This is a genomic window from Pigmentiphaga sp. YJ18 (assembly GCF_038066655.1).
Lineage (GTDB): Bacteria > Pseudomonadota > Gammaproteobacteria > Burkholderiales > Burkholderiaceae_B > Pigmentiphaga.
In genome coordinates, this window is the sequence record NZ_JBBUKU010000002.1 from 437114 (window position 1) to 463021 (window position 25908).

A 25908-nucleotide genomic window follows, 5' to 3' on the forward strand; every position below is an offset into this window, starting at 1 on the left:
GATGGTTTCGCTCATCCGCGAGGCGCAAGTATTCCGGCCTGCGCTGTGCGCGGCCTTCGTCATCAACCGGCGCGTCAGCACCACCATCATCGGCAGGGAAGCGCGGCAGTCACTGGCCGAGCAGCCGCTACCCGCGCTGCGCTCGGAGATCCGCCAGCGCATCGTTTTCGCCGACAGCGTGGCCGCTGGCCGGCTCGCCCGCGAGACGGCGCCCGACAGCGCCGCCGCACGCGAGATCGCCGCTCTCACCGATGAACTGCTGCGGTGGCCGGCATGAACAACACACGCAGCAAGCGCGTCGGCATCGGCGCACGGCCGCCCGCGAATCCGCACGCCGAGGCGTGGATTCGCCAGGGCGATGCCGATGCGCTCAACAAGGGCGACCTCTACACGGCCCGCCTGACGCTCGACGTGACGCCCGCGCTACGCGCGCGCATCAAGATCGCCGCCTTCGGCCGGGGCGTGACCGTGGCCGAACTGCTGCGCGGCCTGCTGGTACGGGAGTTTCCCGAGAACCGCATGGAGAACACGCCATGAACGCATCCCCCGCGACCGCCGCGAACGCGGCCACGGCTGCGCCGCCGCATTCGCTTCCATCACTCGCCGGCCAGGCCGGCAACGTGCCGCTGACCCGCGTATCGCTCGCCTACATCGAGCCGCGCTTCATGCTCTACCTGCGTTTCGGCGAACCTGCGCGCACGTTGCGACTCGACCACTGGCGGCGCTGCGCGGTCTTCCTGCCGGGCGCGATGTTCTGCCGCGTGCGCTGGCAGGCCAACGACTACGGCACCGTGCGCTGGCAGCTCATGGTGATGCAGGCCGGCACGCCGCTGGGCGACGTGCAGCGCATCCCCGGCGTGCGGCCCGGCGCACACCTGCTGCTGCACGCCGAAGGCGAGAACGCGGTGCGTGCCGTGCTGGAACGCATCGACGGCATCGACGCGCAGGGCATCGCCGCCATTGATGTGTCGCCAGCGTACTGGCGCACGCTGGCCAACCGTCTGGCGGCCCGCCTGCCTCTGCCCGAATACACCGCCGAGCGGCATGCCGCATGGCTGGCTGGAAGGGTGCTGCCATGACGACCCAATCCAACACCACATGCACGCACGAAGCCGCGCCGCATCCTCGCTCGCGCCTGCGCGTTCGCATCGTGCTGGCGGGCTTTACCGCCGTCGGCCTCGTTGCGCTGTCCTGGGCGGCGTTCGTGCAACCGCTGCCGCGTCTGACCTACAACCCGTCCGATAGCGTGGCGGTCGGCTGGTATCGCATCGAACCGTTCGACCCGCGCACCGCCTCGCTGCCACGTCCGCTGTCCGTGGACAGCATCGTGCTGGTGCCGCTGCCCGACAGGGCCGCCACGCTGGCTGCGCAGCGCGGCTACCTGCCGACGCGCGTGCCGCTGCTCAAACGTGTGGGCGCGGTCGCGCCGCAACACGTTTGCATCGTCGCCGGGCAGGTACGCATCGACGGCGTGCCTGCGGCCGCCGCGCTGCCTGCCGACAGGCTGGGCCGCCCGCTGCCATCCTGGCAGCTTTGCCGCCGCCTCGAACCGGGCGAGCTATTCCTGTTGAGCGTGACGAATCCAGCATCGTTCGACAGCCGCTATTTCGGGCCGGTCAGCGCATCCGCCGTGATCGGCGTCGCGCATCCGGTCTGGCTGGAGAAACGCCTATGATGGCTGCCGATTCGCTGCGCTTCATCGTGCCATCAGGCGTGTCGTCTTGCTGGCCGCCGTCGTGTCGTCGCGCGTGCAGTGCGAGCGCATCCGCGCCGCACTTCGCGCAACATCCGGCGCAGCCGTCCAACGTGCAGGCGTCTTGCCTCGAACGCGCCCGGCCTACGGCCACTGGCGTGTTCGCCGGCGGGCTGGCTGTAAGCAGCACAGCGCCGCCGGGCCGCCAACGCCCGGAGCGACAGCGAAGGGCAAAGGCGGAAGGCAAGACAAAAGGGCGCGGCACCAGGCCGCGTCGAAAGCCTGTCTGCACATGGGGTTGGCGCGGCACGGAGCGGCTTCGCCGCCGTGCCGCGTGGGGCGCGAGGCCCGCGCCAATGCAGGCATGTCCGCGTGCTTCGCACGACAGGACACGCTGTAGTTTGCGGGGAGCGCAGCCATGACCGACCGCCGCGACGACGATTTCCGCGTGCGTCCCAGCGCCCCGAAGAACCGGGGCAAGGGCCAGGGCCAGAGCTTCGTTTCCAAGGTGCTCAAGCAAGCTGGCAAGGCCAGCGGCGGCAAGTCCTCGATGCGCCATTCCGCCGCGTCCGGTGGCCAGGGCCAGCGCGCCGGCCAGCGGCCTGGATCGCGCCTGGGGCGCGGCCATACGGCGGCCCGTTTCGCCGGGGCGAAGCTGACACCCATGTCGCGGCGCGTGACCATCAAGACGCTGCTGATCAATCAACGCAATGCCAGCCCGCAATCGCTCGCCAAGCATCTGCGCTACATCGAGCGCGACGGCGCGGGCCGCGATGGCGAACCTGGGCGGGCCTACGGGCCACAGACCGACGAAGCCGACCTTGATGCCTTCAAGGAGCGGGCCGCCGACGACCGGCACCATTTCCGCTTCATCGTCTCGCCCGAGGACGGCGCCGAGCTGGACGACCTGCGCACCTACACCCGGCATCTGGTGAACCGGATGGAAGCCGACCTGGGGACGCGGCTGGATTGGGTGGCGGTCGATCACTGGAACACCGACAACCCGCACGCCCACCTGATCGTGCGCGGACGCGACGACACCGGCAAAGACCTCATCATCGCGGGCGACTACATCGCCCACGGCTTTCGCCATCGCGCCGCCGAGCTGGCGACGGAATGGCTGGGGCCGCGCACCGAACTGGAGATCCGGCAGACCTTGCAGCGCGAGGTGGAGCAAGAGCGGTGGACGAGCCTCGACCGCACGTTGCAGCGCGAGGCCGGCGAGGATGGCCGGGTGCAGATCGAACGCTTCAACGAACCTCGGCTGCAACGCCAGCGCCTGCTGCTGATCGGCCGCCTGCAACGCTTGCAGCGCCTGGGCCTGGCCGACGAGACGCAGTCCGGCACCTGGGCCGTCCATGCGGACGCGGAGAAGACCTTGCGCGCCTTGGGCGAGCGCGGCGACATCATCCGAACGATGCAGCGCGCCATGAGCGGCCAGCCGCGCGAGCTGGCGGTGTTCGAGCCGGGCGAGGATGGCCGAACCGTCATAGGCCGCGTGTCCGCCAAGGGGCTGGCCGACGAGCTGCATGACCGCGGCTATCTGGTCATCGACGGCGTGGACGGCAAGGCCCACTACGTTGCGTTGAACGCCCGCGACGAGCTGGCGAACTATCCCACCGGCGCGGTGGTGGAAGTGCGCGGTTCCGCCGAGGTGCGGGCGGCCGACAAGAACATCGCCGCGCTGGCGAGCGAGGGCCTGTACCGCACCGATCACCACCTGGCGATCGAGCAGGGTCGGGCCAAGGCTGGCCGCGACCCGCAGGATGTTGTCGCGGCCCACGTCCGCCGGCTGGAAGCCCTGCGGCGCGCCGGCATCGTCGAGCGTGTGGCCGATGGACTATGGAAGGTGCCGGACGACCTGGCCGAGCGTGGCCGTCAGTACGACTCGCAACGGCTGGGCGGTGTGGCGGTTGAACTGAAATCGCACCTGCCGATCGAGCGGCAGGTGCGGGTGATCGGCGCGACCTGGCTGGATCAGCAGTTGATCGGCGGGGGCAAGGGGCTGGGCGACCTGGGCTTTGGTGGCGAGGTCAAGAAGGCCCTGCAACAGCGCGCCGACTTCCTGGCCGAACAAGGGCTGGCCGAGCGGCGCGGGCAACGCGTAATCCTCGCGCGAAACCTGCTGGCGACACTGCGTGGGCGGGATCTCGCGAAGGTCGCACAGGACATTGCAGCCGCAACCGGCCTGGAGCATCGGCCAGTGGCCGACGGGCAGCGCGTGGCTGGCATCTACCGGCGCAGCGTCATGCTGGCCAGTGGACGCTACGCAGTGCTCGATGATGGAAAAGGCTTCAGCTTGGTACCGTGGCGGCCAGTCATTGAACCGCGACTGGGGCAACCAATCGCAGCAACAATCCGGGAGGGCGGGGTGATGTGGGAGATTGGGCGACAGCGAAGTATTGGCATTGGCTAGCCGGGACTACACTGTGCGTCGCAATGTGATTGCCGAGCCCTTGACCCTGTGAATTGCCACTCAAATCGAGCGGCCTTCATCGATGATCATGGAAAGATCCAGTGGGCTACGTTGAAGCTCGGCGCTGTTCTTCATCGTCTCTATTGCCCAGTCCACAAAAGCCCGCACCCTTCCAGAGAACTGTCGACTTGCGGGGTAGACTATGTGCACAGGGTTCAGGTTGAGCTGCCAAGTGGGCAATACCGGGACCAGTTGACGCTGTCGCACCAGACGTTCCACTGCGAAGGGGAGCGCTATGGTAATGCCTGCTCCCATCGTTGCTGCTACAACTGCCGATTCCGGGTCATCGAATAGTAAAGTTGGTGGGCGTTTCAAGTTGAATTCGGATGCGCCTGAGCACAACAGCCAAGGCCATGGGGCATTCGATCTTGGGTCGAACCATCCAATGAGATCCGCCCGATCAAGGTCCGTTGGGTCGTTCGCGAGGTTGAAGCGTTCCAGATACTTGGGGCTTGCGTACAGGCCAGCAGCTGTGTTTATGGCCACACGGTGTGCGATGAGCGAGGAATCCTCAATAAAACCGCCCCGTATGGCGCAGTCGATTCCCTCTTCGATCATATTTCGCGTCTGATGATGGGCGCCAAGACGGACCTGAATCAGAGGATATAGGCGCCGAAACTCAATTAATTTCGAAGAAAGTACCCATCTGCCGAATGAGGTATGCGTTTCCACCCGCAGGCGTCCCTTGGGCGAGCTTGTTGACCCTGATACTCGCATTTCGAGTTCTTGAAGGTCTTCCAAAATTTGTTTACAGCGTTCAGCATACGCCATCCCATCCACTGTCAGACTCAAAGCGCGGGTAGTGCGGTGCAGTAGTCGGACACCCAACGCATTCTCCAAATCGGAAACTCGCTGAGAGATTCTGGCCTTAGGTATGCCCAGAGCGTCGGCCGCTCTGCTAAACGAGGCGAGCTCGACCACGGTGCTGAAGGTCAGCATCGCAGTTAGCTTGTCCATGCAGGGTCACCTTGGAGATAAAAGAACGTGAGCGTGAAAAGAAGTTTGTGTGAGCGTCGCGTCATCACTTGTTCTCGAAATTATGTTGTGAGTCCTGGATAGGGTTCTGGCCATCGCGGACCATATCAATTACCCAATCAACGAAAACTCGGACCCGTGCTGATAGGTGACGATTAGTTGGATAGACGATATGTACAGGCTGTGTCATGTAGTGCCAAGCTGGAAGAACCTGGGTCAGTTGGCCCTCTCTAATGAGATGGTCCACGAAAAAAGGTGCTGCCAGGGTTATTCCGCCTCCCGCGACTGCTGCTGAAACGGCAGCATCTGGATCATCAAAGGCCAAGGATGGAAGTTGCTTCAACTGATACTCAGATTCATCTGAATGCAGGAGCCAAGGCATTACGGTATTCGATTCTGAGAAAAAATGGCCGATTAAGTCCGCTCGTTCCAGCAAAATTGGCGTTTCCACTACACCAAAACTATCTAGATAACTGGGGCTTGCGTAGAGATTGACACGCACGTCCATGAGATGGCGCGCGATGAGCGACGAATCTTTAAGATGCCCGGTACGTATAGCGCAGTCGATACCGTTTTCGAGAAGATTGCGGTCACGATCGTGGCCGCCCAGACGAAGTTCAATTTCTGGATAGCGACGGTAGAAATCAGTCAGCCGGGGGGTAAGGATCCATCTGCAAATGGTTGTTTGAGCCTCCACTCTCAAGTATCCATGTGGTGTATTCGTTGCTCCCAGCATGACCGTCTCGAGCTCATCGATATCCTTCAAGATCTGTCTACATCTCTCTAGATAGGCCGTTCCGTCATCCGTCAGGTTCATAGCGCGAGTAGTGCGGTGGAGGAGCCGCACGCCAAGCTCGTTCTCAAGGTCGGATACGCGTTGCGAAGCCCTAGCCTTGGGAATGCCGAGGGCCTCTGCTGCCCGACTGAACGAACCGTGGTCCACCACAGCGCAGAAGGTCTGCATCGCACTCAGCTTGTCCATACAGGCCCTTTTTGTTTAAGAATATTTAATAGACAAGCTCAATTTATAGGGTGGATGCAAATTTGTCGATCTAATAGGATGAGGTCTTCAGAATACCGATGGGCTTTTCTGCCTTGGCGGAGCCAACCATACAGCCTTGCGACCCCGCTTCCGGGCTTTGTTCGATCGACGCTCCGTGTGCCGAGCAGGCTGCGACCGTCCATTACGTCGGCGATCCGATGAGTGATGATCAGACAAGCAGGAGGAGAAAGTGGAACTTCGACATCTGCGTTGCTTCTTGGCCGTTGCCGAGGAACTTCATTTCGCGCGGGCAGCCGAGCGCCTGCACATAGAGCAATCCCCGCTTTCGCGGACCATCAAAGAGTTGGAAGAAGAGTTAGGTATGACGCTGTTTGCGCGCACTACGCGCAGCACGCGCCTTACCCGTGCAGGTGCATTGTTCTTGACGCATGTGCCGCGCGTTTTCGCGGCCTTGGAGCAGGCGCGCGATAGTGTTAAGGCTGCAGCCAACGGGTTTCATGGTCAGGTGCGTGTAGCTCTTTCGGATAGCATTTCCACCTCTCGATTCTCGGCATTTCTGGCGATGTGCCGCGAGGAGGAGCCGGAAACCGAGATTCGCCTGTTTCAGGTTCCTCTGGCGCAGCAAATAAAGGGGCTGCACGACGACCTCTACGATATCGGATTTGCCCAGTCCGATGAGGTTGGTGATGGCGTGACTGCTATGCCTGTCTGGAGCGACCAACTTATGGTGGCTGTTCCAGCACGGCATCCTCTGTTGACGTACAAACGCATCCCATTGGAAGAACTGCTGCGCTATCCGTTAGTGTTATGCGACCCACAGGCATGTGAGGGGCATGCAAGGCAAGTTGAGCGAGTGCTACGTCACGTCGACATGGAGCCTTTGATTGTCGAACGGGTTGTCTCATGCGACCTGATGTTGGCTCTGGTAGCTGCGGGTTTTGCCTTGGGGCTGATTGGTGCCGCGCACATTGCTGCAAGTCGAGAGCCTAGTGTTGTAGCTCGGCCGCTGATGGGGCGCGCGCCAATGCTCACGACCTATTTGCTGCGTCTGGACGTTGAGCCTTCGGAGGCGCTGTCACGCTTCATCGATCGAGTGCAGGCTATTCAATCGGCTGATGTCGATGTGCCTGCTGTGGTTCTTCGTGCCGACATTTCGGAGGATCCTGCGCCGTGAAGAAAACTGCTCCGTTCTTGTTGGTAGCTATTTTGACCGCCTGCGGCCAAGCTGAGCCGCCGCAAACGCCCAATAGTTTGGGGGATGACATCCCGACCACAGAGGAACTGGCATCCTACCCAGAGCGGCTGAAAGAACTGCGCCGGCAGTGCAGGGCCGAACGCGCCAAGTTGGGTGACTTGCTGTGCAACCGGGTCGCCGAAGCGACGCGTAAGCGGTTTTACGGGCATGGTGAAATGCCATATACCCCGCCGAAGGAGCCACCCAAGCTCTGATCGTTGGCGTTTCGACATATCCACAAGATCCCGTTAAGTACGCCGTAATGCGCTCGCACTTGCGGCGCCTCTTCTTCCTTCGCCACCGCGCGAACTCTTGTTTTTTCCTTGACCTTTCTGTCGATATCAGTCTTTGACCGGCACTGACCCGGCACCGATTCTGACGCTTGCGGCAGGTCTTTGTGCCGCTCTTTCCATGAGGAATTAGCGCAGGAGAAATCGGAGGTCCGGTCATGCAAGGGACGAGCGTGCTGTTCGGTCAGATCGTCGTTGTACTCGGCATCGTGATCGCCGGCGTGTGGGGCGCCACACAATGGACAGCAGCGGCCCTTGGCTATCAACTACGCCTTGGCTCGCCCTGGTTCGATTTCCTTGGCACGTCGATCTACCACCCGTGGAAGTTGTTTGAGTGGTGGTTCTTCTTCGGCGCCTATGCGCCGGAGGTGTTCGACGCCGGTGGCGCCATTGCCGGCGCCAGTGGCATGGTCGCCGTGGGCGTTGCCATCACCATGTCGGTCTGGCGCTCGCGCCAAGCGCGCCAAGTCACCACCTACGGCTCTGCGCGCTGGGCTAACGCACAGGACATTCGCAATGCCGGCCTCACGCAGCCGGCCGGTGTGTTCCTCGGCCAGCACGATCGCCAGTACCTTCGGCATGAAGGCCCGGAACACATCCTGGCCTTCGCGCCCACCCGCTCGGGCAAGGGCGTGGGCCTCGTGGTGCCGACACTGCTGTCCTGGCCGGCTTCGGCCGTCATCCACGACATCAAGGGCGAGAACTGGCAGATCACCGCAGGCTGGCGCTCGCGCTTCTCACATTGTCTGCTGTTCAACCCGACCGATGCGAAGTCGGCCGCCTACAACCCGCTGCTGGAGGTGAGGCGCGGCGCACATGAGGTGCGCGACGTTCAGAACATCGCAGACATTTTGGTCGATCCCGAAGGAGCGTTGGAGCGCCGGAACCATTGGGAGAAAACCAGCCACGCGCTGTTAGTCGGTGCGATCTTGCATGTGCTCTACGCCGGCGAGGACAAGACGCTGCGCGGCGTCGCTAACTTTCTCTCCGACCCGGCCAGCCCGTTCGAGCTGACTTTGCATCGGATGATGACCACACCCCACCTGGGCGATGGGCCGCATCCTGTCGTCGCTTCGGCGGCGCGCGAGGTGCTCAACAAGTCGGACAACGAGCGTTCTGGCGTGTTGAGCACCGCCATGTCGTTCCTCGGCCTGTATCGCGACCCGACGGTGGCCGAAGTCACCTCGCGTTGCGATTGGCGCATCGCCGACTTGATCGCTGCTGAGCATCCGGTTTCGTTGTACCTGGTGGTGCCGCCTTCGGACATTTCGCGGACGAAGCCGCTCATTCGCCTGATCCTCAACCAGATTGGGCGGCGCCTCACCGAATCGCTCGATGGCTCCGATGGCATCGAGCGTCGCTACAAGCTGCTGCTGATGCTCGATGAGTTCCCGGCGCTAGGGCGCCTGGACTTCTTCGAGACGGCGCTGGCCTTCATGGCGGGCTACGGCATCCGCAACTTCCTCATCGCGCAGTCGCTCAACCAGATCGACAAGGCCTATGGGCAAAACCACTCCATCCTCGACAACTGCCATGTGCGCGTGACGTTCGCCACGAACGACGAGCGCACCGCCAAACGGATCTCCGAGACGCTGGGCACGGCCACCGAGCTGCGCGCTCAGCGCAACTACGCGGGCCACCGGCTCGCGCCGTGGTTGGGCCACCTGATGGTGTCACGCCAGGAGACCGCGCGCCCCCTGTTGACGCCAGGCGAAGTCATGCAGCTGCCGCCTGACGAGGCCGTGGTGATGGTGTCCAGCGTGGCACCGATCAAGGCGAAGAAGCTGCGCTACTACGCGGACGCAAATTTCAAGCGTCGCGTGCTGCCACCGCCCACGCTGGCGGACGGGCAGTACGCCGACACGCCGCCGTCGCGGTCCGACGACTGGAGCGGGCTGGCGATTCCGTCAGTGCCCGCTCCACCTGCCACGGTGTCCGCCAATGGCTTGGAGAACTTGGGCTCGGCCGACGGCGGCGGCCCGCGCCGCCATCCCGAACTCTCCGAAACCGTCGCCTACGACCCCGAGCTGGCCGCGCCCATTCCCGATTTTGGACTGCTCGATGACGACGATCTGCCGCTTCCCCTTCCTCGCCGGCTCGATCCTGCCATGCAGCGCACGGCTCGGCTGGCTTCCCTCGACCCCAACGATGGAATCGAGCTATGAGCCATTACCGCCTGAACCTCTTTATCCAGCCCGAGCATGCCAAGCGGCTCGATGAGCTGGCCGCCAAGAAAGGCGTGTCCAAGTCGTCCATCGTCGCAGCGGCGCTCGCGTCATGGCTGTCGCCCGATGCCGCCGATCAGCGCGAGGCAGCCATCGCCAAGCGGCTGGACCGCCTCTCGCGCCAGGCCGAACGCATGGAGCGCGACCAGAACATCGCTATCGAAACGCTGGCGCTATTCATCCGCTATTACCTGACCGTGAGCACGCCGGTTCCCGAGGCACACCAAGACGCGGCACGCGCGCAGGGCAAGGCGCGCTTCGAGCAGTTTACCGAGCAGCTTGGCCGCCACCTGCTGCGGGGCCGCAGCCTGGTGCGCGACGTGGTGGAGGAACTGCATCCTGACCCGATGCGGATGGAGGATGCGGGGGCAGCCACGCAAGCGCAGGAGCGTGCGTCATGAGTGCCGTCCCGCAATCCATGAGCGCCACGTCGCTCGACCGCCGCATCCAGATGCTGCGCACGGCGATGGGACCGCTGATCGCCGCCGCGCTCGAAGACCCGGATGTAGTGGAGGTGATGCTGAATCCCGATCGCACCCTTTGGGTGGATCGGCTTTCCAGCGGGCGCGCTCCTATGGGCGTGGAGTTGCCCGAGGCAGACGGCGAGCGAATCATCCGCCTGGTCGCGGCCCATGTCGGCGCAGAAGTTCATCGCGACCAGCCGCTGCTGTCCGCCGAGTTGCCCGAAACAGGCGAACGCTTCGAGGGCATCTTGCCGCCGGCAGCGCCGGGGCCGGCCTTCGCCCTGCGCAAGCGCGCCATCGGCGTGATTCCGCTAGAGCGGTACGTCATCGACGGGATGATGAGTAGCGCGCAGGCGGGCTTTCTTGTTCGCGCCGTGCGCGAGCGGCAGAACGTCTTGATCGCCGGCGCCACCAGCAGCGGCAAGACCACGCTCGCCAATGCGCTGCTGGCCGAGATCGCCGCTACCGGCGACCGCGTGCTCGTGCTCGAGGACACGGTGGAGCTGCAATGCGCGGCCCTCGACCACGTTCCCCTGCGCACCCGCGCAGGCGTGGTGTCGATGACCGAGCTGGTGCGCTCGTCCATGCGCCTGCGGCCTGATCGCGTCGTCGTTGGCGAAGTGCGCGGAGCCGAGGCACTGGATCTCATCAAGGTGTGGGGCACGGGCCACCCCGGCGGCATCGCCACCATCCATGCCGGCTCCGCGCTCGGCGCGCTGCTGCGCTTGGAGCAACTGATTCTCGAAGTGGCGGCGAATCCGCCTCGTGCGCTGATCGCCGAGGCGGTCAACGTGGTGATCCACATCGCCGGGCGCGGGCGCAAGCGTCGCATCGAGAGCATCGCCCGCGTCGTTGGCTTCGACGGTGTGGGCTACCAACTGGCGGGCGCGCTGGAAACGCCGTTTCCCGACCTGCCGCCGATTCCCCATGCCGCACCTGTTGCGACGACTTTCCCGTCCTCTGACTTACTTGGAGAACTGCCATGACGCAGATGATCGTTCCTGTTTCCGGCTTTTCTGTAGATCCGGCTTTGCAGCTCGCACGGCTGCGCTGCTTAGCCCGTCCTGTGGGGCAAGGGCTGCTGCTGGCGGCGCTGCTGGTGTTCCTGGCTGGAACTGCGCAGGCCGCCGGTTCCTCAATGCCGTGGGAAGGCCCGCTGCAATCCATCCTTGAATCCATCCAGGGGCCGGTAGCGCGCATCGTCGCGGTCATCATCATCATCGCCACGGGCCTCGCGCTCGCCTTCGGCGACACGTCCGGCGGGTTTCGCAAGCTGATTCAGATCGTCTTCGGTCTGTCCATCGCCTTCGCGGCTTCCAGCTTCTTCCTGTCGTTCTTCAGCTTTTCCGGCGGGGCGGTCGTATGAATGCCCGAGACACCTTCGCGGACGGCTTCGAGGTGCCGCTGCATCGCTCGCTGACCGAGCCGATTCTGCTGGGCGGTGCGCCGCGCACGGTGGCGATCGCCAACGGCACGCTGGCCGCCGCTGTCGGCCTGGGCCTGCAACTGTGGATTCCCGGCGTGGTGCTCTGGATCGTCGGCCATTCGCTGTCGGTGTGGGGTGCGCGCGTTGATCCGCAGTTCATGCAGGTCTTCGCCCGGCATATCAAGCACCGCCCGCTCCTGGACGTGTGAGGGGAGGACGCCACGATGCTGAACCTCGCCGAATATCGCAAGCGCCCGGCCTTGCTGGCCGACTGGCTGCCCTGGGGCGGGCTGGTCGCGCCGGGTGTCGTCTTGAACAAGGACGGCAGTTTTCAGCGCACGGCTCGGTTTCGCGGGCCTGACCTCGACAGCGCGACGCAAGGCGAGCTGGTCGCCACGTCGGCGCGGTTGAACAACGCGCTGCGCCGCATGGGATCGGGCTGGGCGCTATTCATCGAAGCCGAGCGCCGGCCTGCGGCCGATTATCCGCACTCGGAGTTTCCCGAGCCGCTTTCGTGGGTGGTGGAGGAAGAACGCCGGGCCGCCTTCGAGGAATCGGGCAATCACTTCGAGAGCGGCTATCACCTGACGCTGCTTTACCTGCCGCCGGAAGAGTCCCGTGCCCGTGCAGCCAAGATGCTCTACGAGAACACGCCGACGAATGGCGTGGACTGGCGCGAGCGGCTGCAAGCCTTCGTCGCGGAAACGGATCGCGTCTTTGACCTGCTCGACGGCGTGATGCCGGAAATTGACTGGCTCGACGACGCGCAGACGCTGACGTACCTGCACGCGACCATCTCGACGCGGCGCTATCGCGTGGGCGTGCCCGAAGTGCCGTTCCACATCGACGCGCTTCTGACCGATTCCGCGCTGGTCGGCGGCCTGGCCCCCATGCTGGGCGATCAGCATCTGCGGATAGTGTCGGTGCGGGGTTTCCCGACCTCGACTTGGCCGGGGATTCTGGACGACCTCAACCGGCTCGGTTTTGCGTACCGCTGGAGCACGCGCTTTCTCTGCCTCGACAAAGCCGAGGCGGAAAAAGAACTGTCCCGCCTGCGCCGCCAGTGGTTCGCCAAGCGCAAGAACGTCATTGCGCTGTTGCGTGAAACGATTTTCCAGCAGGAAAGCCCGCTGGTCGATACCGATGCGAACAACAAGGCGGCGGACGCGGATGCGGCCTTGCAGGAGCTGGGCAGCGATCAAGTCGCCTTCGGCTATCTGACGGCGACCGTCACTGTCATGGACGAGGACGCCGCCGTCGCAGACGAGAAGCTACGCATGGTGGAGCGCGTCATCCAGGGTCGGGGCTTCGTCACCATCCCTGAAACGCTCAATGCTGTGGATGCCTGGCTGTCCTCGCTCCCCGGCAATGCTTACGCCAACGTGCGCCAGCCCATCGTCTCGACGCTGAATCTGGCGCACATGATGCCGGTGTCGGCGGTATGGGCCGGGCCAGAGAAGAACGAACACCTGGACGGCCCCCCGCTGATCGTCACGCGCACCGATGGCGCCACGCCGTTCCGGCTGGTGACGCACATCGGCGACGTGGGTCACACGCTGGTTGCGGGGCCGACCGGCATGGGCAAGTCGGTTCTGCTCGCCACGCTGGCAATGCAGTTCCGCCGCTATCGCGGCTCGCGCATCTTCGCTTTCGACATGGGCCGCTCCATGCGGGCCACCATCCTCGGCCTGGGCGGCGAGCACTACGACCTGGGCACAGATGGTGAAATCGCCTTCCAGCCACTCGCGCGCATCGACCGCGAGGGCTACCGCACCTGGGCCGCCGAATGGATCGAGGGCCGCTTGCTGCATGAGGGTGTGGCGGTCGGCCCCAACGAGAAAGCGTCCATCTGGTCGGCGTTGGGAAGCCTCACCGGTGCGCCGTTGGAACAGCGCACGATGACAGGGCTTTCCGTGCTGCTGCAATCGAACGCGCTGCGGCAGGCGGTGTCTCCCTATGTGCTGGGTGGCGCCCACGGCAAGCTGCTCGACGCCGACCATGACCGGCTGGGCATGGCCGACGTGCAGTGCTTCGAGATGGAGGAATTGATGCACAGCAGGGCCGCCGTCATGGCCGTGCTGCATTACCTCTTTGCGCGTTTCGATGAACGCTTCGACGGGGCGCCCACGCTGCTGATCCTCGATGAAGCGTGGTTGTTCCTCGATGACCCGGTGTTTGCCGCACGTATCCGGCAATGGCTCAAGACGCTGCGCAAGAAGAACGTCAGCGTCATCTTCGCCACGCAGAGCCTTGCCGACATCAAGGATTCGAGCATCGCGCCCGCGATCATCGAGAGCTGCGCGAGTCGGATTTTCTTGCCCAACCCGCAGGCCACCGAGCCGCAGATTCGCACAATCTACGAGGGCTTCGGCCTCAACAGGCGGCAGATCGAAATCGTCGCCACCGCGCAGCCCAAGCGCGACTACTACTACCAATCCCGTCTCGGCAACCGCCTGTTCGACCTCGACCTGGGGCCGGCGGCGCTTGCATTCGCGGGTGCATCCACGCCGCAAGACCAGCGCGACATAGACCGCGTGCTGCTGGATGCCGGCGTGCCCGACTTCGCGGGCGCCTGGCTGCGCCACAGCGGTCTCGATTGGGCGGCCGACCTGCTGCCCTCGTTCCCCGGCCGCGTGCCGGGTTCCCTCGCTGACCAACCCCGGGAGAACCTGCCATGAAGAAGTGTCTTGTCGCCGCCGCCATTGCGGCCATGCTTTGCACCGCCACCGCCCATGCGCAAAGGGTCGTGATCGACCCCACGAACCTCGTACAGAACACGCTGACCGCGATCCGTACGCTGGAGCAGATCAACAACCAGATCCAGCAGCTCCAAAACGAAGCGCAGATGCTGATGAACCAGGCGCGCAACCTCGCCAGCCTGCCGTCAAGTGTGGTGAGCCAGTTGCGCGCCAATATGGCGACCACGCAGCGGCTGATCGACCAGGCCCGAGGCTTGGCCTACGACGTGACGAATCTGGATCGGGAGTTCGCGCGCCTGTATCCCGAGCGGTACGCCGCCACCGTCAGCGGCGACCAGATGTACCGCGACGCGCAGGAGCACTGGCGGAACACGCTCAACGGCTTGCAGACCACCATGCAGATGCAGGCGCAGGTATCGCAGAACCTGGGCGAAGACGAAAGCGTGCTGGCCGACCTCGTGGGCAAGAGCCAGTCGGCCGAAGGCGCGCTCCAAGCCATGCAGGCCATGAACCAGTTGCTGGCGTTGCAGGCCAAGCAGTCGATCCAGACGCAGCAGCTCCAGATCACGCAAGACCGGGCGGCCTCGCTGGAACTGGCGCGGCAGGCGGCGGCCACGGAGCGCGCCCGCGAGGTGCGGCGGCGCTTTCTGGGCGACGGCACGCCGTACACGCCGCAGTCCGTGAACTTCTACGGTAACTGACGGAGACCGCCATGCGATGCGTCCTCGTCCTGTGTGCTGCGTTGTTGGCCGCTTGCGGCGGGCAGCCGGCCGACCACCTTGCCGATACCCTGGCCGCCGACCCCGTGCGGCTCAAGGCATTACGCGCGCAATGCGCGGCCGACCGGCAGGCCACGGGCGAGGACGCTTGCCGCGCCGCCGCCGAAGCCTTCCGTTGGCGCTTCTTCTCCGGCCAGGCCGGGCCGGATGAATACCAGACCTTGGCTGACCTGCCGCCGATCCCGCCCAGCTTCGAGGAACCGACCGATGGCGTAGCGCCGGCAATGCCACCCGAACCGGAGGACGCGCTATGAATGACGTGACCATCATCGACCAGTTTCTCAACACCTTCGCCGCTTATATCGACTCGGGTTTCGGGCTGCTGCGGGGCGAAGTGGCGTTCCTCACGGCTACGCTGATCGTCATCGACATGACGATCGCCGGCCTGTACTGGGCCATGAGCCATGCCACCGGCCAGGGCGAGGACGTGATCGCCAAGCTGCTGCGCAAGGTGCTCTACGTCGGTGCCTTCGCCTACATCATTAATAACTTCAACTGGCTGGCTAGCATCGTGTTCCGCTCGTTTGCGGGATTAGGCATCACAGCCACCGGCTCGGCCATCACGATGGAGAACTTCCTGCAGCCGGGCCGGCTGGCGAAAACCGGCATCGACGCTGGGGCTCCGATTCTGGAGCAGATCGGCGAGATGGTGGGCTTTCCCGAAGTGTTCGTGAACCTCGACCCCATCGTGGTGATGTTCCTCGCGTGGCTGGTCGTGGTCTTGTGCTTCTTCGTGCTGGCGATCCAGCTTTTCATCACGCTGATCGAGTTCAAGTTGACGACATTGGCTGGCTTCGTGCTGGTGCCGTTCGCGCTGTGGAACAAGACCGCGTTTCTCGCGGAAAAGGTCTTGGGCAACGTGGTGGCCTCCGGCGTCAAGGTTCTGGTGCTGGCCGTGATCGTCGGTATCGGCTCGGGCTTATTCGCTCAGTTCCAAGTCCATCCCGCCGAGCCGTCCATCGACCACGCGCTGGTCATCATGCTGGCCTCGCTCACTTTGCTGGCGCTCGGGATCTTCGGCCCCGGCATTGCCACGGGCCTCGTGTCCGGTGCACCGCAGCTTGGCGCGGGCGCAATGGCCGGTGCTGCTGTGGGCGCTGCCGGCACGGGCGTCGCCATCGGCGCCGCTGCGACGGGCGTGGGTGGTGCTGTAGTTGCTGGCGCGCGCATGGCTCCGGCTGCCGCAAAGCTGGCAGGTAGTGGCGCGCGCGCGGCCACGTCGGCGGCCAGCAGGGCGAAGTCGGCATTTCAGGCCGGCTCTGCCGCCGCGGGCGGCAGAGCAAAGGGCGCGATGGCTGGCCTGGGCAACGTCGCCAGGACCGGCGCGCAGTCCACCGGACGAGCCGCAGCATCCCGTGCTTCCGCTGCCGGGCAGCGGGTGGCCGCTCCGTTCCGTGCTGGCTGGAATGGCTCGACGACTGAGGCTGGCGCGTCAATCGGCCAAGCCCCCGCGGTAGAAGCCCAGGCAGGCGGCGCCGCTGCCCAGAAGCCGGAGCAACCCGCCTGGGCTAAGCGGCTGCATCGCCGCCAGCAACTCACCCACGCTGCCGTCACCGCCGCGCACACGCTGCGCGGCGGTGACGGTGGCGGCTCGGCGCAAGGCCCGAGCCTGCGCGGCTCCGACGACTAAAGCGATTCACAAGGAGAACCGACCATGCGATTCAGAAAGCCGCAGGTGCGTTATGCCGAGACGCCGCAGCCTGCCACGCCGTACCAAGCTGCCGGCCAGGTGTGGGACGACCGTATCGGCTCGCCGCGCGTGCAGGCGAAGAACTGGCGCCTGGTGGCCTTCGGCTGCCTCACGCTCGCGCTGTTGATGGCCAGCGGCCTGGTGTGGCGCTCGGCGCAATCCTTCGTGACGCCCTACGTGGTGGAGGTGGACAACGCCGGTCAGGTGCGCGCCGTGGGCGAAGCCGCCACGCCATACCGGCCCAACGATGCACAGACGGCACACCACATCGCGCGCTTCGTGACGCTAGTACGCTCGCTGTCCATCGACCCCATCGTCGTCCGGCAGAACTGGCTCGACGCCTACGACTACACAACTGACAAGGGCGCGGCCGTGCTCAACGACTACGCGCGGATCAACGACCCGTTCGCGCGCATCGGCAAGGAATCGGTGACGGTGCAGATCACCAGCGTCGTGCACGCCAGCGACACGTCTTTCAACGTGCGCTGGACGGAACGCCGCTACGTCAACGGTGCCGCGGCTGGGTTGGAGCGATGGACGGCGATCGTGTCCATCGTGCTCCAGCCGCCGCGCACCGAGGAACGCCTGCGCAAGAACCCCCTGGGCATCTACGTCAACGGCCTGTCGTGGAGCCGCGAATTGGATTCTTCCGAAGGAGCCAAGCCATGAATGATCCTTTCTGTAAAACCGCTTTGCCGTTGATCATGCTTGCCCTTGTGGGCTGCGCCTCGCAGGGAAAGCCACCGCCGACCATCTCGCTCGATGAGCCGGTGCAGGCTCAACTGCTGCCGGGGTCGCCCGCGCCGGTGGCGGTGGTGGCCGTACCCGAGGTGCTGCCGATGCCGGCGCAGTTGAAGCCGTTGCCCGACGCCGAGGACGCCAAAGCTGCGCCGGAGCCGGCAGACGAGAAGGTGCGCGTCTCGCGCGCCAATGCCGAGGCCCGCGTCGCGCCCACGCGCGAGGGCTACGTCAACGCGATCCAGGTGTGGCCCTTCACTGATGGCGCGCTGTATCAGGTCTATGCGGCCGTGGGCCGCGTGACCGTGGTTTCGCTCCAGCCGGGCGAGGAGTTGGTGACGGTCGCCGCCGGCGATACCGTGCGCTGGATCGTGGGCGACACATCGAGCGGCAGCGGAGCCGAGCTGCGCGTGAGCGTGCTGGTCAAGCCGATCCGTTCGGGTCTTAAGACCAATCTTGTCGTTACCACTAATCGCAGGACGTACTTGCTGGAGCTGGCTTCGACGGAAAAGACGTGGATGGCGTCGGTGTCCTGGGAGTACCCGCGCGACCGGATGCTGGCTTTGCAGCGCCAGGCGCAGTCGGCCAGCATCGCCGCGCCGGTGGACTCCGGCTTGTCGCTGGAAAACCTGCGCTTCCGCTACGCGGTCAGCGGTAGCAACCCGCCGTGGAAGCCGCTGCGCGCGTTCGACGACGGGCAGAAGGTCTATATCCAGTTCCCCGCCGGCATCGCACAAGGCGAGCTGCCGCCGCTGTTCGTGATCGGGCCAGAAGGCGACGGACAACTGGTCAATTACCGCTTCCGCTCGCCGTACTACATTGTGGATCGGCTGTTCGGCGCTGCCGAACTACGCCTGGGCGGAGACAAGGGTGACGTGGTGCGGATCGAGCGCACGGACGGCGTGGCGTGGAGGAACTGACATGAGCCAGGATGACACCCCCGACCTGGCCACGCCGCAAGCGGGCAAGGTCGTGCCGGAGGCGGTGGCGCTGCGCGCCCAGCCGCGCCCGGTCACGCGCCTGAACCGGCGCACGCTGGCCTTCCTCGTCGGCGGTCTGTCGGTCGCCGTGCTCGGCGCCACAATCTGGTCGCTGCAACCGCAGCGGCGCGGGACGGGCGAGCAAACCGAGCTTTACAACGTCGATCGCGTCTCGAAGTCCGAAGGGCTGGATGCGTTGCCGACGGACTACTCGAAGTTGCCGCCCGCCTTGCCGCCCGTTGTGCCCGAGTTGGGGCCGCCGTTGCCCGGCGACCTTGGCCCGGTCATCGTCGCTTCGCAGCAACCGGTGACGCCGGCCTATGCACCGCCAGGCCAAGATCCGGAGGATGCCTTGCGCAAGGAGGCGGACGCAGCGGCAGCATCGTCGGTATTCTTCCGCTCTGGCGGCCAAGGGCAGGCAGGCACCTCGGCCGCCCAGGCACCGTCGGGTGCTGCAAGCACGCTCGCGGCGTTCGATCCGCTCGCTGCCGGGCCGGCTTCGACGGCGCCCCAGCCCGCGGACCCGACTGCGGTTCAGAACTGGCAAGACCAGAAAGAGGCGTTCCTGAAAGCCGGTTCTACGGAAACCCGCAATTCCGGCAATCTGGTGCTGCCCGCGTCGCCGTATCAGGTGATGGCCGGAACGGTGATTGCCGGCGCGCTGGTGACAGGCATTAAGTCGGACTTGCCGGGCGACGTGATCGCCACGGTCACGGAGCCGGTCTATGACACGGCTACGGGCAAGTTTCTGCTGATCCCGCAGGGAGCGCGCATCCTCGGGCGCTACAACAGCCAGGTCAGCTATGGGCAGAGCCGTGTGCAGGTGGTGTGGAATCGGGTCATCCTACCGGACACTTCCTCACTGACGCTCGACAACCTTGTGGGCACCGATCCGGCCGGCTATGCCGGCCTGGAAGATGACGTGGACTGGCATTGGAATCGCATTGTCGCAGGCGCGGTGCTGACGACGCTGCTGGGCGTGGGCGCCGAGCTGGCCGCGCCGGAGAACCGTCAGGACGGCAACCGCATTGTCATCGCCGGACGCGACAGTGCCCAGGACAGCGTCAATCAGGTCGGTCAGGAGATCACCCGGCGCAATATGAACATCCAGCCGACGCTGATCACGCGGCCCGGCCTACCAGTGCGGATCATCGTCAACCGGGACTTGGTGCTGCGGCCGTATCAGCCACTGTTCTTCCAGTTACGTTGAGCTCAACGTAACTGGAAGAATGTTGAGTCCGTACACATGTGGAGCAACCGATCCAAGGCAGCATTTGCAGGGGACTGCGGCCGCATCCACTCCACATATGTGCGCTGGGCCGGCGTACTGTTTCTTGTCCATCCACTTCATCGACGGAAGGACATCATGGAAACGACCTTGCCCAGCAACACGCGCGCGCTCTTGGCGCGATCATGTTTCCCCGAGGAGATGGCCACATTTGCCGATTGGCTGGCGGCCGAGCACTACACGCCTGGTTCCTCACATCGCCATCTGACGCAGTTGGAGCAGGCATTGCCGCTGCTGCCCCAGTCTTCATGCACGCAGGAGCGCCTGCATCAGGCATTCGCTGCCGTCGGCTCTGGAGTACCCAGTCGGCCCGACAGGTTCCGCAGTACCGAACGGCTCTACGGCAGGTTTCTCACAGCCCGCAGTCGCCTGGAAATGCCCAAGAGTGATGATCCATTCGCTGACCTGCTCGCGGCTTACGATGACTATCTGGACCATGTCCGCGGCCTGGCGGCTTCGTCGCGCGTGTACCACCGCGCAACGGTCTGGGATTTCCTTCAGCGCAGTTCCGCCGCAACGCAGGGATTGCAAGGGCTATCGTCCCAAGGCATTTCCCAGTATGTCGCGCTGCGTGCTCGCGAGATGTCTCGCGCGTCCCTTCAGGGCACGATCGGCCGTTTGCGTGGTTTCCTGCGTTACTGCCACGCGCACGGTCATCTCGCCAAGGATCTCAGCGTGGGTATCGAAGCACCGCGCCTCTACCGCGATGAGATGCCACCGCAGGCCCTGGATTGGAACCTGGTGCTGCAACTGCTGCAGTCGATCGACCTGGACAGCAAGGCGGGACGCCGCGACCACTGCATCCTGCACCTGATGGCCTGCTACGGGCTTCGCCCTTCGGAAGTCACATCCCTGCGCTTGGACTCGATCGACTGGGACGCATCTGCCGTGCGCGTTGCACAGCGCAAGACCCGATCCGATCTGCTACTGCCGCTGATGCCCCAGACGATGCAGATGCTCGGTGACTACCTGGATCGCATCCGACGCGCCCAGGGCGACGCTCATCCGCAGTTGTTCCTGCGGGTACGTTGCCCTGGCGGCCCGATGGCCAGCGGTGCCATCACCTACATTTTCGAGGCGCGCGTGCAGCAGTCTGGATTGCCGATGGGCGGGCATCACGTCTACCGGCTTCGGCACACCTTCGCCATGCGGCTGCTCACGCAGGGTGTGGGCGTCAAGGCCATTGGCGACCTGCTGGGCCATCGCAGCATCGAGAGCACCAGCGTCTATCTTCGGCTGGACACCAGCATGCTGCAGGACGTGGCGCTGGAAGTCCCCGGAACAGAACGCCAAGGAGGTCGCCATGTGCAGTGATCTTCGCCTTGCCAACTGGGATGCCGCCGTTTCGGAATTTCTGGGCAGCCGCCGCGCACTGGGCCGCTCGTACAAGAAGGAAGAACCGATCCTGGGCAACCTGCGGCGCTTTCTGGTGCAGCAGGATGCTTGCGATCTCGATCAGGTCCTCTTCGATCAATGGCGTGCACGGCCCGGACGCCGCAACCTGAACACGCAGGCCATCCATGACCAGACGGTCTTCAAGTTCTGCCGCTACCGTCGTCGCAGCGATCCCGGTTGCTTCATGCCAGCCCGGGAAGAACTGGCGCGTGGCCAGCCCGCAGCGTTGCCGACGCTCATTGAGTCGGAGCAGGTCGAATGTCTGCTGGAGCATGTTTCCACGCTGCGACCGAACAGCAACTCGCTGCTGCAGCCACAGACCATGCGTCTGGCCATCGTGCTGTTGTACACGGCCGGATTGCGGCGGGGTGAACTGATTCGTCTGACGCTGGGTGATGTGCAGACCCGGCCAGGCGCTCTTTGGATACGCGAGTCGAAGTTCCACAAGTCGCGCTGGGTGCCTCTGTCGGCCAGCGCCCAAGGGGAACTGCAAACCTATCTGGAGGCTCGCCGGCAGGCAGGCTGCGATCTGACGCCAGGGGCGTCCTTGCTGTGCGCTCGCCGATCGCGCGGCTACACCGGACGCAGCATCTACCAAGCTCTCAAGCGCCACTTGCGTGATGCCGACATTCGCGATGAGCATGGCAAATCGCCGCGCATCCATGATTTCCGACACAGCTTCGCCGTCGCGGCATTGCTGCGCTGGTACGAGGCGGATGCGGATGTCCAGGCCAATCTGCCCAAGCTCGCGCTCTACATGGGGCACGTGTCAATCACTTCGACCGCGTACTACCTGCGCTGGATGCCGGCGGTCATGGTGCGTGCCTCCGAACGGTTCGCGCGTGCGTGCGGGGACGTGATGACAGGGGGTGCAGCATGAAGCCGCGCCAACCCACCGAACTGGGCCGCGAACTGGTTCGGTTCTTCGAGGAGTTCCTGCCCGGTCAGCGTGGCCTGAGCCCGAACACCGTTCGTAGCTATCGCGATGCCGTGGTGCTATTGCTGCAGTTCTTGTCCCGCGACACTCAGCGCCCCGTCGAGCGACTGGAGATCGCGGACCTGAGCGCCGAGCGGGTGCTCTGCTTCCTCGAATCCCTGGAGAACGAACGCGGCAACGGCATCGCTACGCGCAATGCCCGGCTTGGCGCCATCCACGTCTTCGCCCGTTTCCTGGCCTATCGACTGCCGCAGCACCTGGGCACCCTGCAACGGGTGATCGGTCTACCGTTCAAGCGTGGCGGCCGCGAACTGCCTATCGAGTACCTGCAGCGCGACGAGATCGAGGCGTTGCTGCAGAGCATCGACCGCAGCAACGCACTGGGGCGGCGGGACTACGTCTTGTTCGCCCTGATGTTCAACACCGGTGCGCGCGTGCAGGAAGTGCTCGACCTGCGGCGCTGCGATGTGCGACTGGAAGCCCCGCCTCAAGTGCGGCTGCACGGCAAGGGCAGCAAGGTGCGGCTATGCCCGCTCTGGCCGGTCATGGTCAATGTGCTGCGAGCATTCATCGAAGAGTCCGCCGCATCGGCGGGAGGCCCAGCCGATGCGCGGCTCTTTGTTAATGCCAGGGGAGGCCCGCTCACGCGCTTCGGTGTGCGCTACCTGCTGCGCCGCTACGTGGCCTGTGCTGCGCAGGCGGCCCCTTCGCTGCAAGACAGAGACATCCACCCGCATTCGATCCGCCACAGCACGGCGATGGCACTGCTCAAGTCGGGCGTGGACTTCGCCACGATCAGCCAGTGGCTGGGCCATTCCGGCCTGAACACCACGATGCGCTATGCGAGGGCCGACATGGACCTCAAACGGCAAGCCATCTCCCAGGTATTCCCGGACGCACTCACTCCACCGCCGAACGCAGGCCACTTCCACTCAACCGGTCGCGACCTGCTCGGTTGGCTGCGGCGGATGTGATAGCGAAATGTGGAGCAAACAGACCATGCACCCCACCACCTCCCAAGGACCATGACATGACACTGCACATATTCATCCACTCAACATTCTTCAATCGGGGAGCCTCCCAATGACCACGACTAAGAAGCTGCGGCTTGGGCCGCTGCCCAAGACTGAGAACGTCAAGCTGACCTTCGCCTGCCCGGCGAGCCTGAAAACCGACCTCGACCGCTATGCCGCGCTGCACGCCCAGGCATATGGCGAGGCGGTCGATGCCGAGAAGTTGATCCCGCACATGCTGGAGGCATTTATGGCAGGGGATCGTGGTTTCAAGAGGGGAGAGCAGGCAGCGGCGAAGTGAGGGTAGGAAGACCGCTGTGCTTGTCTGCGCCATCCTTTCGGCCTTTCAAAACCGGCGGCTCAACGAGATCGCCGCCGATGACCTGCGCGCCCTCTGCAACAAGGTGATGGTGCGCGGGGCGCCCGCTACGGTGATACACGCCCGCGACATCGTTAAGCAGGTCTATGCCTTCGCCATCCTGCACAGCGAGAAGGTGGACAACCCGGCTAAGGATGTGGGTGCCCCGTCGACTGCGACCTTCGCGCCGAAGGATCGCGCCCTGTCGCCGCTGGAGATCCGGCTGATGGAATCGGCTGATGGAATCGGCAGCGACCTATCCGACCATCCGGCTTGCTTACCATGCGTTTCGGCACAGTGCGCTGGTTCCTGCTGTCCATCCTGGGCTTCGGGCTGTTCTCCTATCTCTGCGGCATTGTCCAGAACCTTGAGTCGCTGATCGTGTTCCGGGTGTTGCAAGGGCTTGCGGACGGGTCGTTGATGCCGCTGTCGCAGATACTGCTGATGCAGATCTTTCCCAAGGAAAAGGCGGGAGTTGGCTTGCTCGACTGAACGAGCTGAGATCCACAGCGATGCAGAAGGTCCGCGTTGCACTGAGTTTGTCGATACTCGGCATCAATATTGTTCAGAAATATTTAACTGAGAATCTCAACTTATAGCATTGATGCGTTTTTGCAAATAAATATGATGACATCTTCGTGATGGCCTAGTGGCTTTCATCACATTTTCGGATGTCAATCATGCCGTCATGCGATACGTCTGCAGGTCTTTGCTCGATCGATGCACCCCGCGCTGATCAGGATGCGGTCATTCATTACTTCGGTGACCCCATGTGCTCCTGGTGCTGGGGTCTGTCCCCTAGCCTGAAGGTGCTCGAGGCCCATGCGACGGAGCGAGGAATTGGTTTTCAAATCACTGTAGGAGGACTACGCGCTGGCGGGGGTGACCCCTGGATCGACGGGTTCAAGCGGTTCCTGCGTAAAGAATGGACGCACGTCGCCGAAGCGACCGGTCAGCCCTTTGGCTTCACGCTACTGGATCGACCTTCGTTCAACTACGACACCGAGCCAGCTTGCCGAGCAATCGTCGTTGCGCGCCGTCTTTTCGCGGAAGGCGGCTTTCCGGCGTCGTCGACCTATGAATTCTTTTCCGCAGTGCAACGTACGTTCTATGTGGAAGGCATGGACCTATCGCAGTCATCTTCATACGTCGATGCGTGTGCCGCGACAGGGTTGGACCTTGGTCGGTTCACATCCGCATTCGCCTCCGATGAAGCTCGCAAGGCCGCTGCGCAGGATTTTGCTAAGGCACGCAATTTTGAGGTTCGTTCCTTCCCGACGCTTTTGGTCGAGCGCGGTGGCCGGATGCTCCCGCTAAGCTCGGGCTACGCGACGGGCCGGCAAATGATTGATCGCCTGGATGCGCTGCTGGCAGTTCCATAAGCCCAGATGGGCCTTACTGCATTTCGTTGTTTCACAACCTGTAAAGGTGTCCCATGTCCGATGTTCGTTCGGTTCTTTTTCTTGTCTTTCCCCAGGTCAGTGAACAAGACCTATATGCCGCCTGGGAGCTCATGCGCGCGGTTGCCTTCACCAGGCCAGACCTTGATGTCTCCATCGGCAGCTTCCATGACGACCCGCTGCCGACCCATATGGGATCGTCTGTCTCGCCGCAGCGCATCGTCAAAGAAAGCGATCGCTTCGATGTTCTCTATATTCCGGGTGGAATAGGCGCTGGTGAGGCTTCTAAGGACCCACGTGTTCTGGGGTTGATCCGTGCGCATCACGCGGAAAACCGTTGGGTTGCTGCGAACTGCGCCGGCGTCGGTGTGCTCTATCGCTCCGGCATTCTGGACGGGAAGCAGATTACGTCTCCTGCGAGCCTCGCGCGTCGGCTGCCGAAGCTCGGTGCCGATCTCATTTCTCCCCGGATTGCATGGAAAGTTGACCGTAACAACCGCATCTTCACCGCTGGCGGCGCTGCCACCGTTCATCCCAGTACCATCGCATTGGTGGCTGAACTGTTCGGAAAAGATGCTGCACAGAACCTCGCAGGTTCTTGGGACACTTGGCCTCTGCATGGGGATCTTCTGTTCGATCCGCTTGGCCCGAAGATGCTACAGAACAATGAGGCTGAAAGCGCTCTCCAAGATCAGCTTGAACTCGTGTTCATGCCGGACTGAATTAGCGCAGCAATGTCGCTTCAATCTGAAGCTGCCTACGCCGCACGCATAGGCGTGCGGCCGGGTGTTGCCTACGAATTCGCTTACGGCCTCGGCCACGGCGCCCAGATCGCTACGATCTGG

27 protein-coding genes and 2 pseudogenes are annotated in these 25908 nt (G+C 63.9%); 27 read left to right on the plus strand and 2 right to left on the minus strand.

What is annotated here, in order from left to right:
- The 5 genes and pseudogenes from WKR98_RS15795 to WKR98_RS15815 form a co-directional block, all read left to right on the plus strand.
- A pseudogene (locus WKR98_RS15795) lies at positions 1-277 on the plus strand (ParA family partition ATPase); the annotation flags it as partial.
- Positions 274-537 (plus strand): chromosome partitioning protein ParB, encoded by a 264-nt coding sequence (locus WKR98_RS15800; protein WP_341434046.1) that lies wholly within the window; start codon positions 274-276, stop codon positions 535-537. The pseudogene WKR98_RS15795 and the gene WKR98_RS15800, both read left to right, overlap by 4 nt.
- A complete protein-coding gene (locus WKR98_RS15805; protein WP_341434047.1) occupies positions 534-1079 on the plus strand; it encodes a DUF2840 domain-containing protein in 546 nt (181 codons plus the stop codon). The genes WKR98_RS15800 and WKR98_RS15805 overlap by 4 nt, the downstream gene beginning before the upstream one ends.
- On the plus strand, positions 1076-1675 hold the full coding sequence (locus WKR98_RS15810) for a S26 family signal peptidase (protein WP_341434048.1): 600 nt from the start codon (positions 1076-1078) through the stop codon (positions 1673-1675). Before WKR98_RS15805 ends, WKR98_RS15810 begins: the two co-directional genes overlap by 4 nt.
- A 436-nt stretch (positions 1676-2111) precedes the next feature.
- Entirely contained in the window at positions 2112-4109 is a 1998-nt protein-coding gene (locus tag WKR98_RS15815) for a relaxase/mobilization nuclease and DUF3363 domain-containing protein (protein WP_341434049.1), read from the plus strand.
- A 60-nt stretch (positions 4110-4169) separates the two neighbouring features.
- Here WKR98_RS15815 and WKR98_RS15820 read toward each other — a convergent pair whose 3' ends face one another.
- Together WKR98_RS15820 and WKR98_RS15825 are read right to left on the minus strand one after the other, a co-directional pair.
- A complete protein-coding gene (locus tag WKR98_RS15820) occupies positions 4170-5126 on the minus strand; it encodes a LysR family transcriptional regulator (protein WP_341434050.1) in 957 nt (318 codons plus the stop codon).
- A 64-nt stretch (positions 5127-5190) separates the two neighbouring features.
- Positions 5191-6126 carry a LysR family transcriptional regulator gene (locus WKR98_RS15825; RefSeq protein WP_341434051.1) on the minus strand — a complete coding sequence of 312 codons (936 nt, stop codon included), beginning with the start codon at positions 6124-6126 and terminating at the stop codon, positions 5191-5193.
- Between the two features lie 250 nt (positions 6127-6376).
- Here WKR98_RS15825 and WKR98_RS15830 point away from each other — a divergent pair, with 250 nt between their 5' ends.
- The 22 genes and pseudogenes from WKR98_RS15830 to WKR98_RS15935 all read left to right on the plus strand — a co-directional run bounded on the left by WKR98_RS15830 (position 6377) and on the right by WKR98_RS15935 (position 25785).
- Positions 6377-7321, plus strand: coding sequence for a LysR family transcriptional regulator (locus WKR98_RS15830; RefSeq protein ID WP_341434052.1), 945 nt, complete (start codon positions 6377-6379; stop codon positions 7319-7321).
- Complete coding sequence (locus tag WKR98_RS15835) at positions 7318-7596, plus strand: entry exclusion lipoprotein TrbK (protein WP_341434053.1); 279 nt, start codon at positions 7318-7320, stop codon at positions 7594-7596. Before WKR98_RS15830 ends, WKR98_RS15835 begins: the two co-directional genes overlap by 4 nt.
- A 233-nt stretch (positions 7597-7829) precedes the next feature.
- Positions 7830-9836, plus strand: a complete 2007-nt coding sequence (locus WKR98_RS15840) for a conjugal transfer protein TraG (protein ID WP_341434054.1) — start codon at positions 7830-7832, stop codon at positions 9834-9836.
- Entirely contained in the window at positions 9833-10297 is a 465-nt protein-coding gene (locus WKR98_RS15845) for a CopG family transcriptional regulator (protein ID WP_341434055.1), read from the plus strand. The genes WKR98_RS15840 and WKR98_RS15845 overlap by 4 nt, the downstream gene beginning before the upstream one ends.
- The gene (gene trbB, locus WKR98_RS15850) at positions 10294-11346 is read left to right on the plus strand and encodes a P-type conjugative transfer ATPase TrbB (RefSeq protein ID WP_341434056.1); all 1053 of its coding nucleotides are present in this window, start codon (positions 10294-10296) and stop codon (positions 11344-11346) included. The genes WKR98_RS15845 and trbB overlap by 4 nt, the downstream gene beginning before the upstream one ends.
- Complete coding sequence (locus tag WKR98_RS15855) at positions 11343-11726, plus strand: TrbC/VirB2 family protein (RefSeq protein WP_341434057.1); 384 nt, start codon at positions 11343-11345, stop codon at positions 11724-11726. Before trbB ends, WKR98_RS15855 begins: the two co-directional genes overlap by 4 nt.
- The gene (locus tag WKR98_RS15860) at positions 11723-11995 is read left to right on the plus strand and encodes a VirB3 family type IV secretion system protein (RefSeq protein WP_341434058.1); all 273 of its coding nucleotides are present in this window, start codon (positions 11723-11725) and stop codon (positions 11993-11995) included. The genes WKR98_RS15855 and WKR98_RS15860 overlap by 4 nt, the downstream gene beginning before the upstream one ends.
- Before the next feature lie 15 nt (positions 11996-12010).
- On the plus strand, positions 12011-14464 hold the full coding sequence (gene trbE, locus WKR98_RS15865) for a conjugal transfer protein TrbE (RefSeq protein WP_341434059.1): 2454 nt from the start codon (positions 12011-12013) through the stop codon (positions 14462-14464).
- Positions 14461-15186 (plus strand): P-type conjugative transfer protein TrbJ, encoded by a 726-nt coding sequence (trbJ, locus tag WKR98_RS15870; RefSeq protein ID WP_341434060.1) that lies wholly within the window; start codon positions 14461-14463, stop codon positions 15184-15186. The genes trbE and trbJ overlap by 4 nt, the downstream gene beginning before the upstream one ends.
- Positions 15187-15197: 11 nt before the next feature.
- Positions 15198-15518, plus strand: a complete 321-nt coding sequence (locus tag WKR98_RS15875) for a hypothetical protein (protein WP_341434061.1) — start codon at positions 15198-15200, stop codon at positions 15516-15518.
- Entirely contained in the window at positions 15515-16894 is a 1380-nt protein-coding gene (gene trbL, locus WKR98_RS15880) for a P-type conjugative transfer protein TrbL (RefSeq protein WP_341434062.1), read from the plus strand. The genes WKR98_RS15875 and trbL overlap by 4 nt, the downstream gene beginning before the upstream one ends.
- A gap of 24 nt (positions 16895-16918) precedes the next feature.
- Complete coding sequence (gene trbF, locus WKR98_RS15885; protein ID WP_341434063.1) at positions 16919-17623, plus strand: conjugal transfer protein TrbF; 705 nt, start codon at positions 16919-16921, stop codon at positions 17621-17623.
- Positions 17620-18612 carry a P-type conjugative transfer protein TrbG gene (gene trbG / locus WKR98_RS15890; RefSeq protein ID WP_341434064.1) on the plus strand — a complete coding sequence of 331 codons (993 nt, stop codon included), beginning with the start codon at positions 17620-17622 and terminating at the stop codon, positions 18610-18612. Before trbF ends, trbG begins: the two co-directional genes overlap by 4 nt.
- 1 nt (position 18613) lies before the next feature.
- Positions 18614-19882: a TrbI/VirB10 family protein gene (locus WKR98_RS15895; protein ID WP_341434065.1), complete on the plus strand. Its 1269-nt coding sequence runs from the start codon at positions 18614-18616 to the stop codon at positions 19880-19882.
- A gap of 156 nt (positions 19883-20038) precedes the next feature.
- Positions 20039-21274, plus strand: coding sequence for a tyrosine-type recombinase/integrase (locus WKR98_RS15900; RefSeq protein ID WP_341434066.1), 1236 nt, complete (start codon positions 20039-20041; stop codon positions 21272-21274).
- Positions 21264-22235: a tyrosine-type recombinase/integrase gene (locus WKR98_RS15905; protein WP_341434067.1), complete on the plus strand. Its 972-nt coding sequence runs from the start codon at positions 21264-21266 to the stop codon at positions 22233-22235. The genes WKR98_RS15900 and WKR98_RS15905 overlap by 11 nt, the downstream gene beginning before the upstream one ends.
- Positions 22232-23266 (plus strand): tyrosine-type recombinase/integrase, encoded by a 1035-nt coding sequence (locus WKR98_RS15910; RefSeq protein WP_341434068.1) that lies wholly within the window; start codon positions 22232-22234, stop codon positions 23264-23266. The genes WKR98_RS15905 and WKR98_RS15910 overlap by 4 nt, the downstream gene beginning before the upstream one ends.
- A gap of 109 nt (positions 23267-23375) precedes the next feature.
- On the plus strand, positions 23376-23606 hold the full coding sequence (locus WKR98_RS15915; protein ID WP_341434069.1) for a DUF2274 domain-containing protein: 231 nt from the start codon (positions 23376-23378) through the stop codon (positions 23604-23606).
- A 31-nt stretch (positions 23607-23637) separates the two neighbouring features.
- A pseudogene (locus WKR98_RS15920) lies at positions 23638-23941 on the plus strand (phage integrase central domain-containing protein); the annotation flags it as partial.
- A 4-nt stretch (positions 23942-23945) separates the two neighbouring features.
- The gene (locus WKR98_RS15925; protein ID WP_341434070.1) at positions 23946-24155 is read left to right on the plus strand and encodes an MFS transporter; all 210 of its coding nucleotides are present in this window, start codon (positions 23946-23948) and stop codon (positions 24153-24155) included.
- Positions 24156-24343: 188 nt separating this feature from the next.
- Positions 24344-25045 carry a DsbA family protein gene (locus WKR98_RS15930; protein ID WP_341434071.1) on the plus strand — a complete coding sequence of 234 codons (702 nt, stop codon included), beginning with the start codon at positions 24344-24346 and terminating at the stop codon, positions 25043-25045.
- Positions 25046-25098: 53 nt separating this feature from the next.
- Complete coding sequence (locus tag WKR98_RS15935; RefSeq protein ID WP_341434072.1) at positions 25099-25785, plus strand: DJ-1/PfpI family protein; 687 nt, start codon at positions 25099-25101, stop codon at positions 25783-25785.
- Positions 25786-25908: the final 123 nt, after the last annotated feature.

Excerpts from the sequence above, each read along its gene's own strand:
- WKR98_RS15855 (WP_341434057.1), top strand. The coding sequence starts at position 11,343 with ATGACGCAGATGATCGTTCCTGTTTCCGGCTTTTCTGTAGATCCGGCT.
- WKR98_RS15935 (WP_341434072.1), top strand. The coding sequence starts at position 25,099 with ATGTCCGATGTTCGTTCGGTTCTTTTTCTTGTCTTTCCCCAGGTCAGT.
- WKR98_RS15800 (WP_341434046.1), top strand. The coding sequence starts at position 274 with ATGAACAACACACGCAGCAAGCGCGTCGGCATCGGCGCACGGCCGCCC.
- WKR98_RS15905 (WP_341434067.1), top strand. The coding sequence starts at position 21,264 with ATGTGCAGTGATCTTCGCCTTGCCAACTGGGATGCCGCCGTTTCGGAA.
- trbG (WP_341434064.1), top strand. The coding sequence starts at position 17,620 with ATGAATGATCCTTTCTGTAAAACCGCTTTGCCGTTGATCATGCTTGCC.
- WKR98_RS15910 (WP_341434068.1), top strand. The coding sequence starts at position 22,232 with ATGAAGCCGCGCCAACCCACCGAACTGGGCCGCGAACTGGTTCGGTTC.
- WKR98_RS15845 (WP_341434055.1), top strand. The coding sequence starts at position 9,833 with ATGAGCCATTACCGCCTGAACCTCTTTATCCAGCCCGAGCATGCCAAG.
- WKR98_RS15840 (WP_341434054.1), top strand. The coding sequence starts at position 7,830 with ATGCAAGGGACGAGCGTGCTGTTCGGTCAGATCGTCGTTGTACTCGGC.
- trbF (WP_341434063.1), top strand. The coding sequence starts at position 16,919 with ATGCGATTCAGAAAGCCGCAGGTGCGTTATGCCGAGACGCCGCAGCCT.
- WKR98_RS15810 (WP_341434048.1), top strand. The coding sequence starts at position 1,076 with ATGACGACCCAATCCAACACCACATGCACGCACGAAGCCGCGCCGCAT.
- trbE (WP_341434059.1), top strand. The coding sequence starts at position 12,011 with ATGCTGAACCTCGCCGAATATCGCAAGCGCCCGGCCTTGCTGGCCGAC.
- trbJ (WP_341434060.1), top strand. The coding sequence starts at position 14,461 with ATGAAGAAGTGTCTTGTCGCCGCCGCCATTGCGGCCATGCTTTGCACC.
- trbL (WP_341434062.1), top strand. The coding sequence starts at position 15,515 with ATGAATGACGTGACCATCATCGACCAGTTTCTCAACACCTTCGCCGCT.
- WKR98_RS15805 (WP_341434047.1), top strand. The coding sequence starts at position 534 with ATGAACGCATCCCCCGCGACCGCCGCGAACGCGGCCACGGCTGCGCCG.
- WKR98_RS15820 (WP_341434050.1), bottom strand. The coding sequence starts at position 5,126 with ATGGACAAGCTAACTGCGATGCTGACCTTCAGCACCGTGGTCGAGCTC.
- WKR98_RS15925 (WP_341434070.1), top strand. The coding sequence starts at position 23,946 with ATGCGTTTCGGCACAGTGCGCTGGTTCCTGCTGTCCATCCTGGGCTTC.
- WKR98_RS15875 (WP_341434061.1), top strand. The coding sequence starts at position 15,198 with ATGCGATGCGTCCTCGTCCTGTGTGCTGCGTTGTTGGCCGCTTGCGGC.
- WKR98_RS15895 (WP_341434065.1), top strand. The coding sequence starts at position 18,614 with ATGAGCCAGGATGACACCCCCGACCTGGCCACGCCGCAAGCGGGCAAG.
- WKR98_RS15930 (WP_341434071.1), top strand. The coding sequence starts at position 24,344 with ATGCCGTCATGCGATACGTCTGCAGGTCTTTGCTCGATCGATGCACCC.
- WKR98_RS15860 (WP_341434058.1), top strand. The coding sequence starts at position 11,723 with ATGAATGCCCGAGACACCTTCGCGGACGGCTTCGAGGTGCCGCTGCAT.
- WKR98_RS15825 (WP_341434051.1), bottom strand. The coding sequence starts at position 6,126 with ATGGACAAGCTGAGTGCGATGCAGACCTTCTGCGCTGTGGTGGACCAC.
- trbB (WP_341434056.1), top strand. The coding sequence starts at position 10,294 with ATGAGTGCCGTCCCGCAATCCATGAGCGCCACGTCGCTCGACCGCCGC.
- WKR98_RS15900 (WP_341434066.1), top strand. The coding sequence starts at position 20,039 with ATGGAAACGACCTTGCCCAGCAACACGCGCGCGCTCTTGGCGCGATCA.
- WKR98_RS15915 (WP_341434069.1), top strand. The coding sequence starts at position 23,376 with ATGACCACGACTAAGAAGCTGCGGCTTGGGCCGCTGCCCAAGACTGAG.
- WKR98_RS15815 (WP_341434049.1), top strand. The coding sequence starts at position 2,112 with ATGACCGACCGCCGCGACGACGATTTCCGCGTGCGTCCCAGCGCCCCG.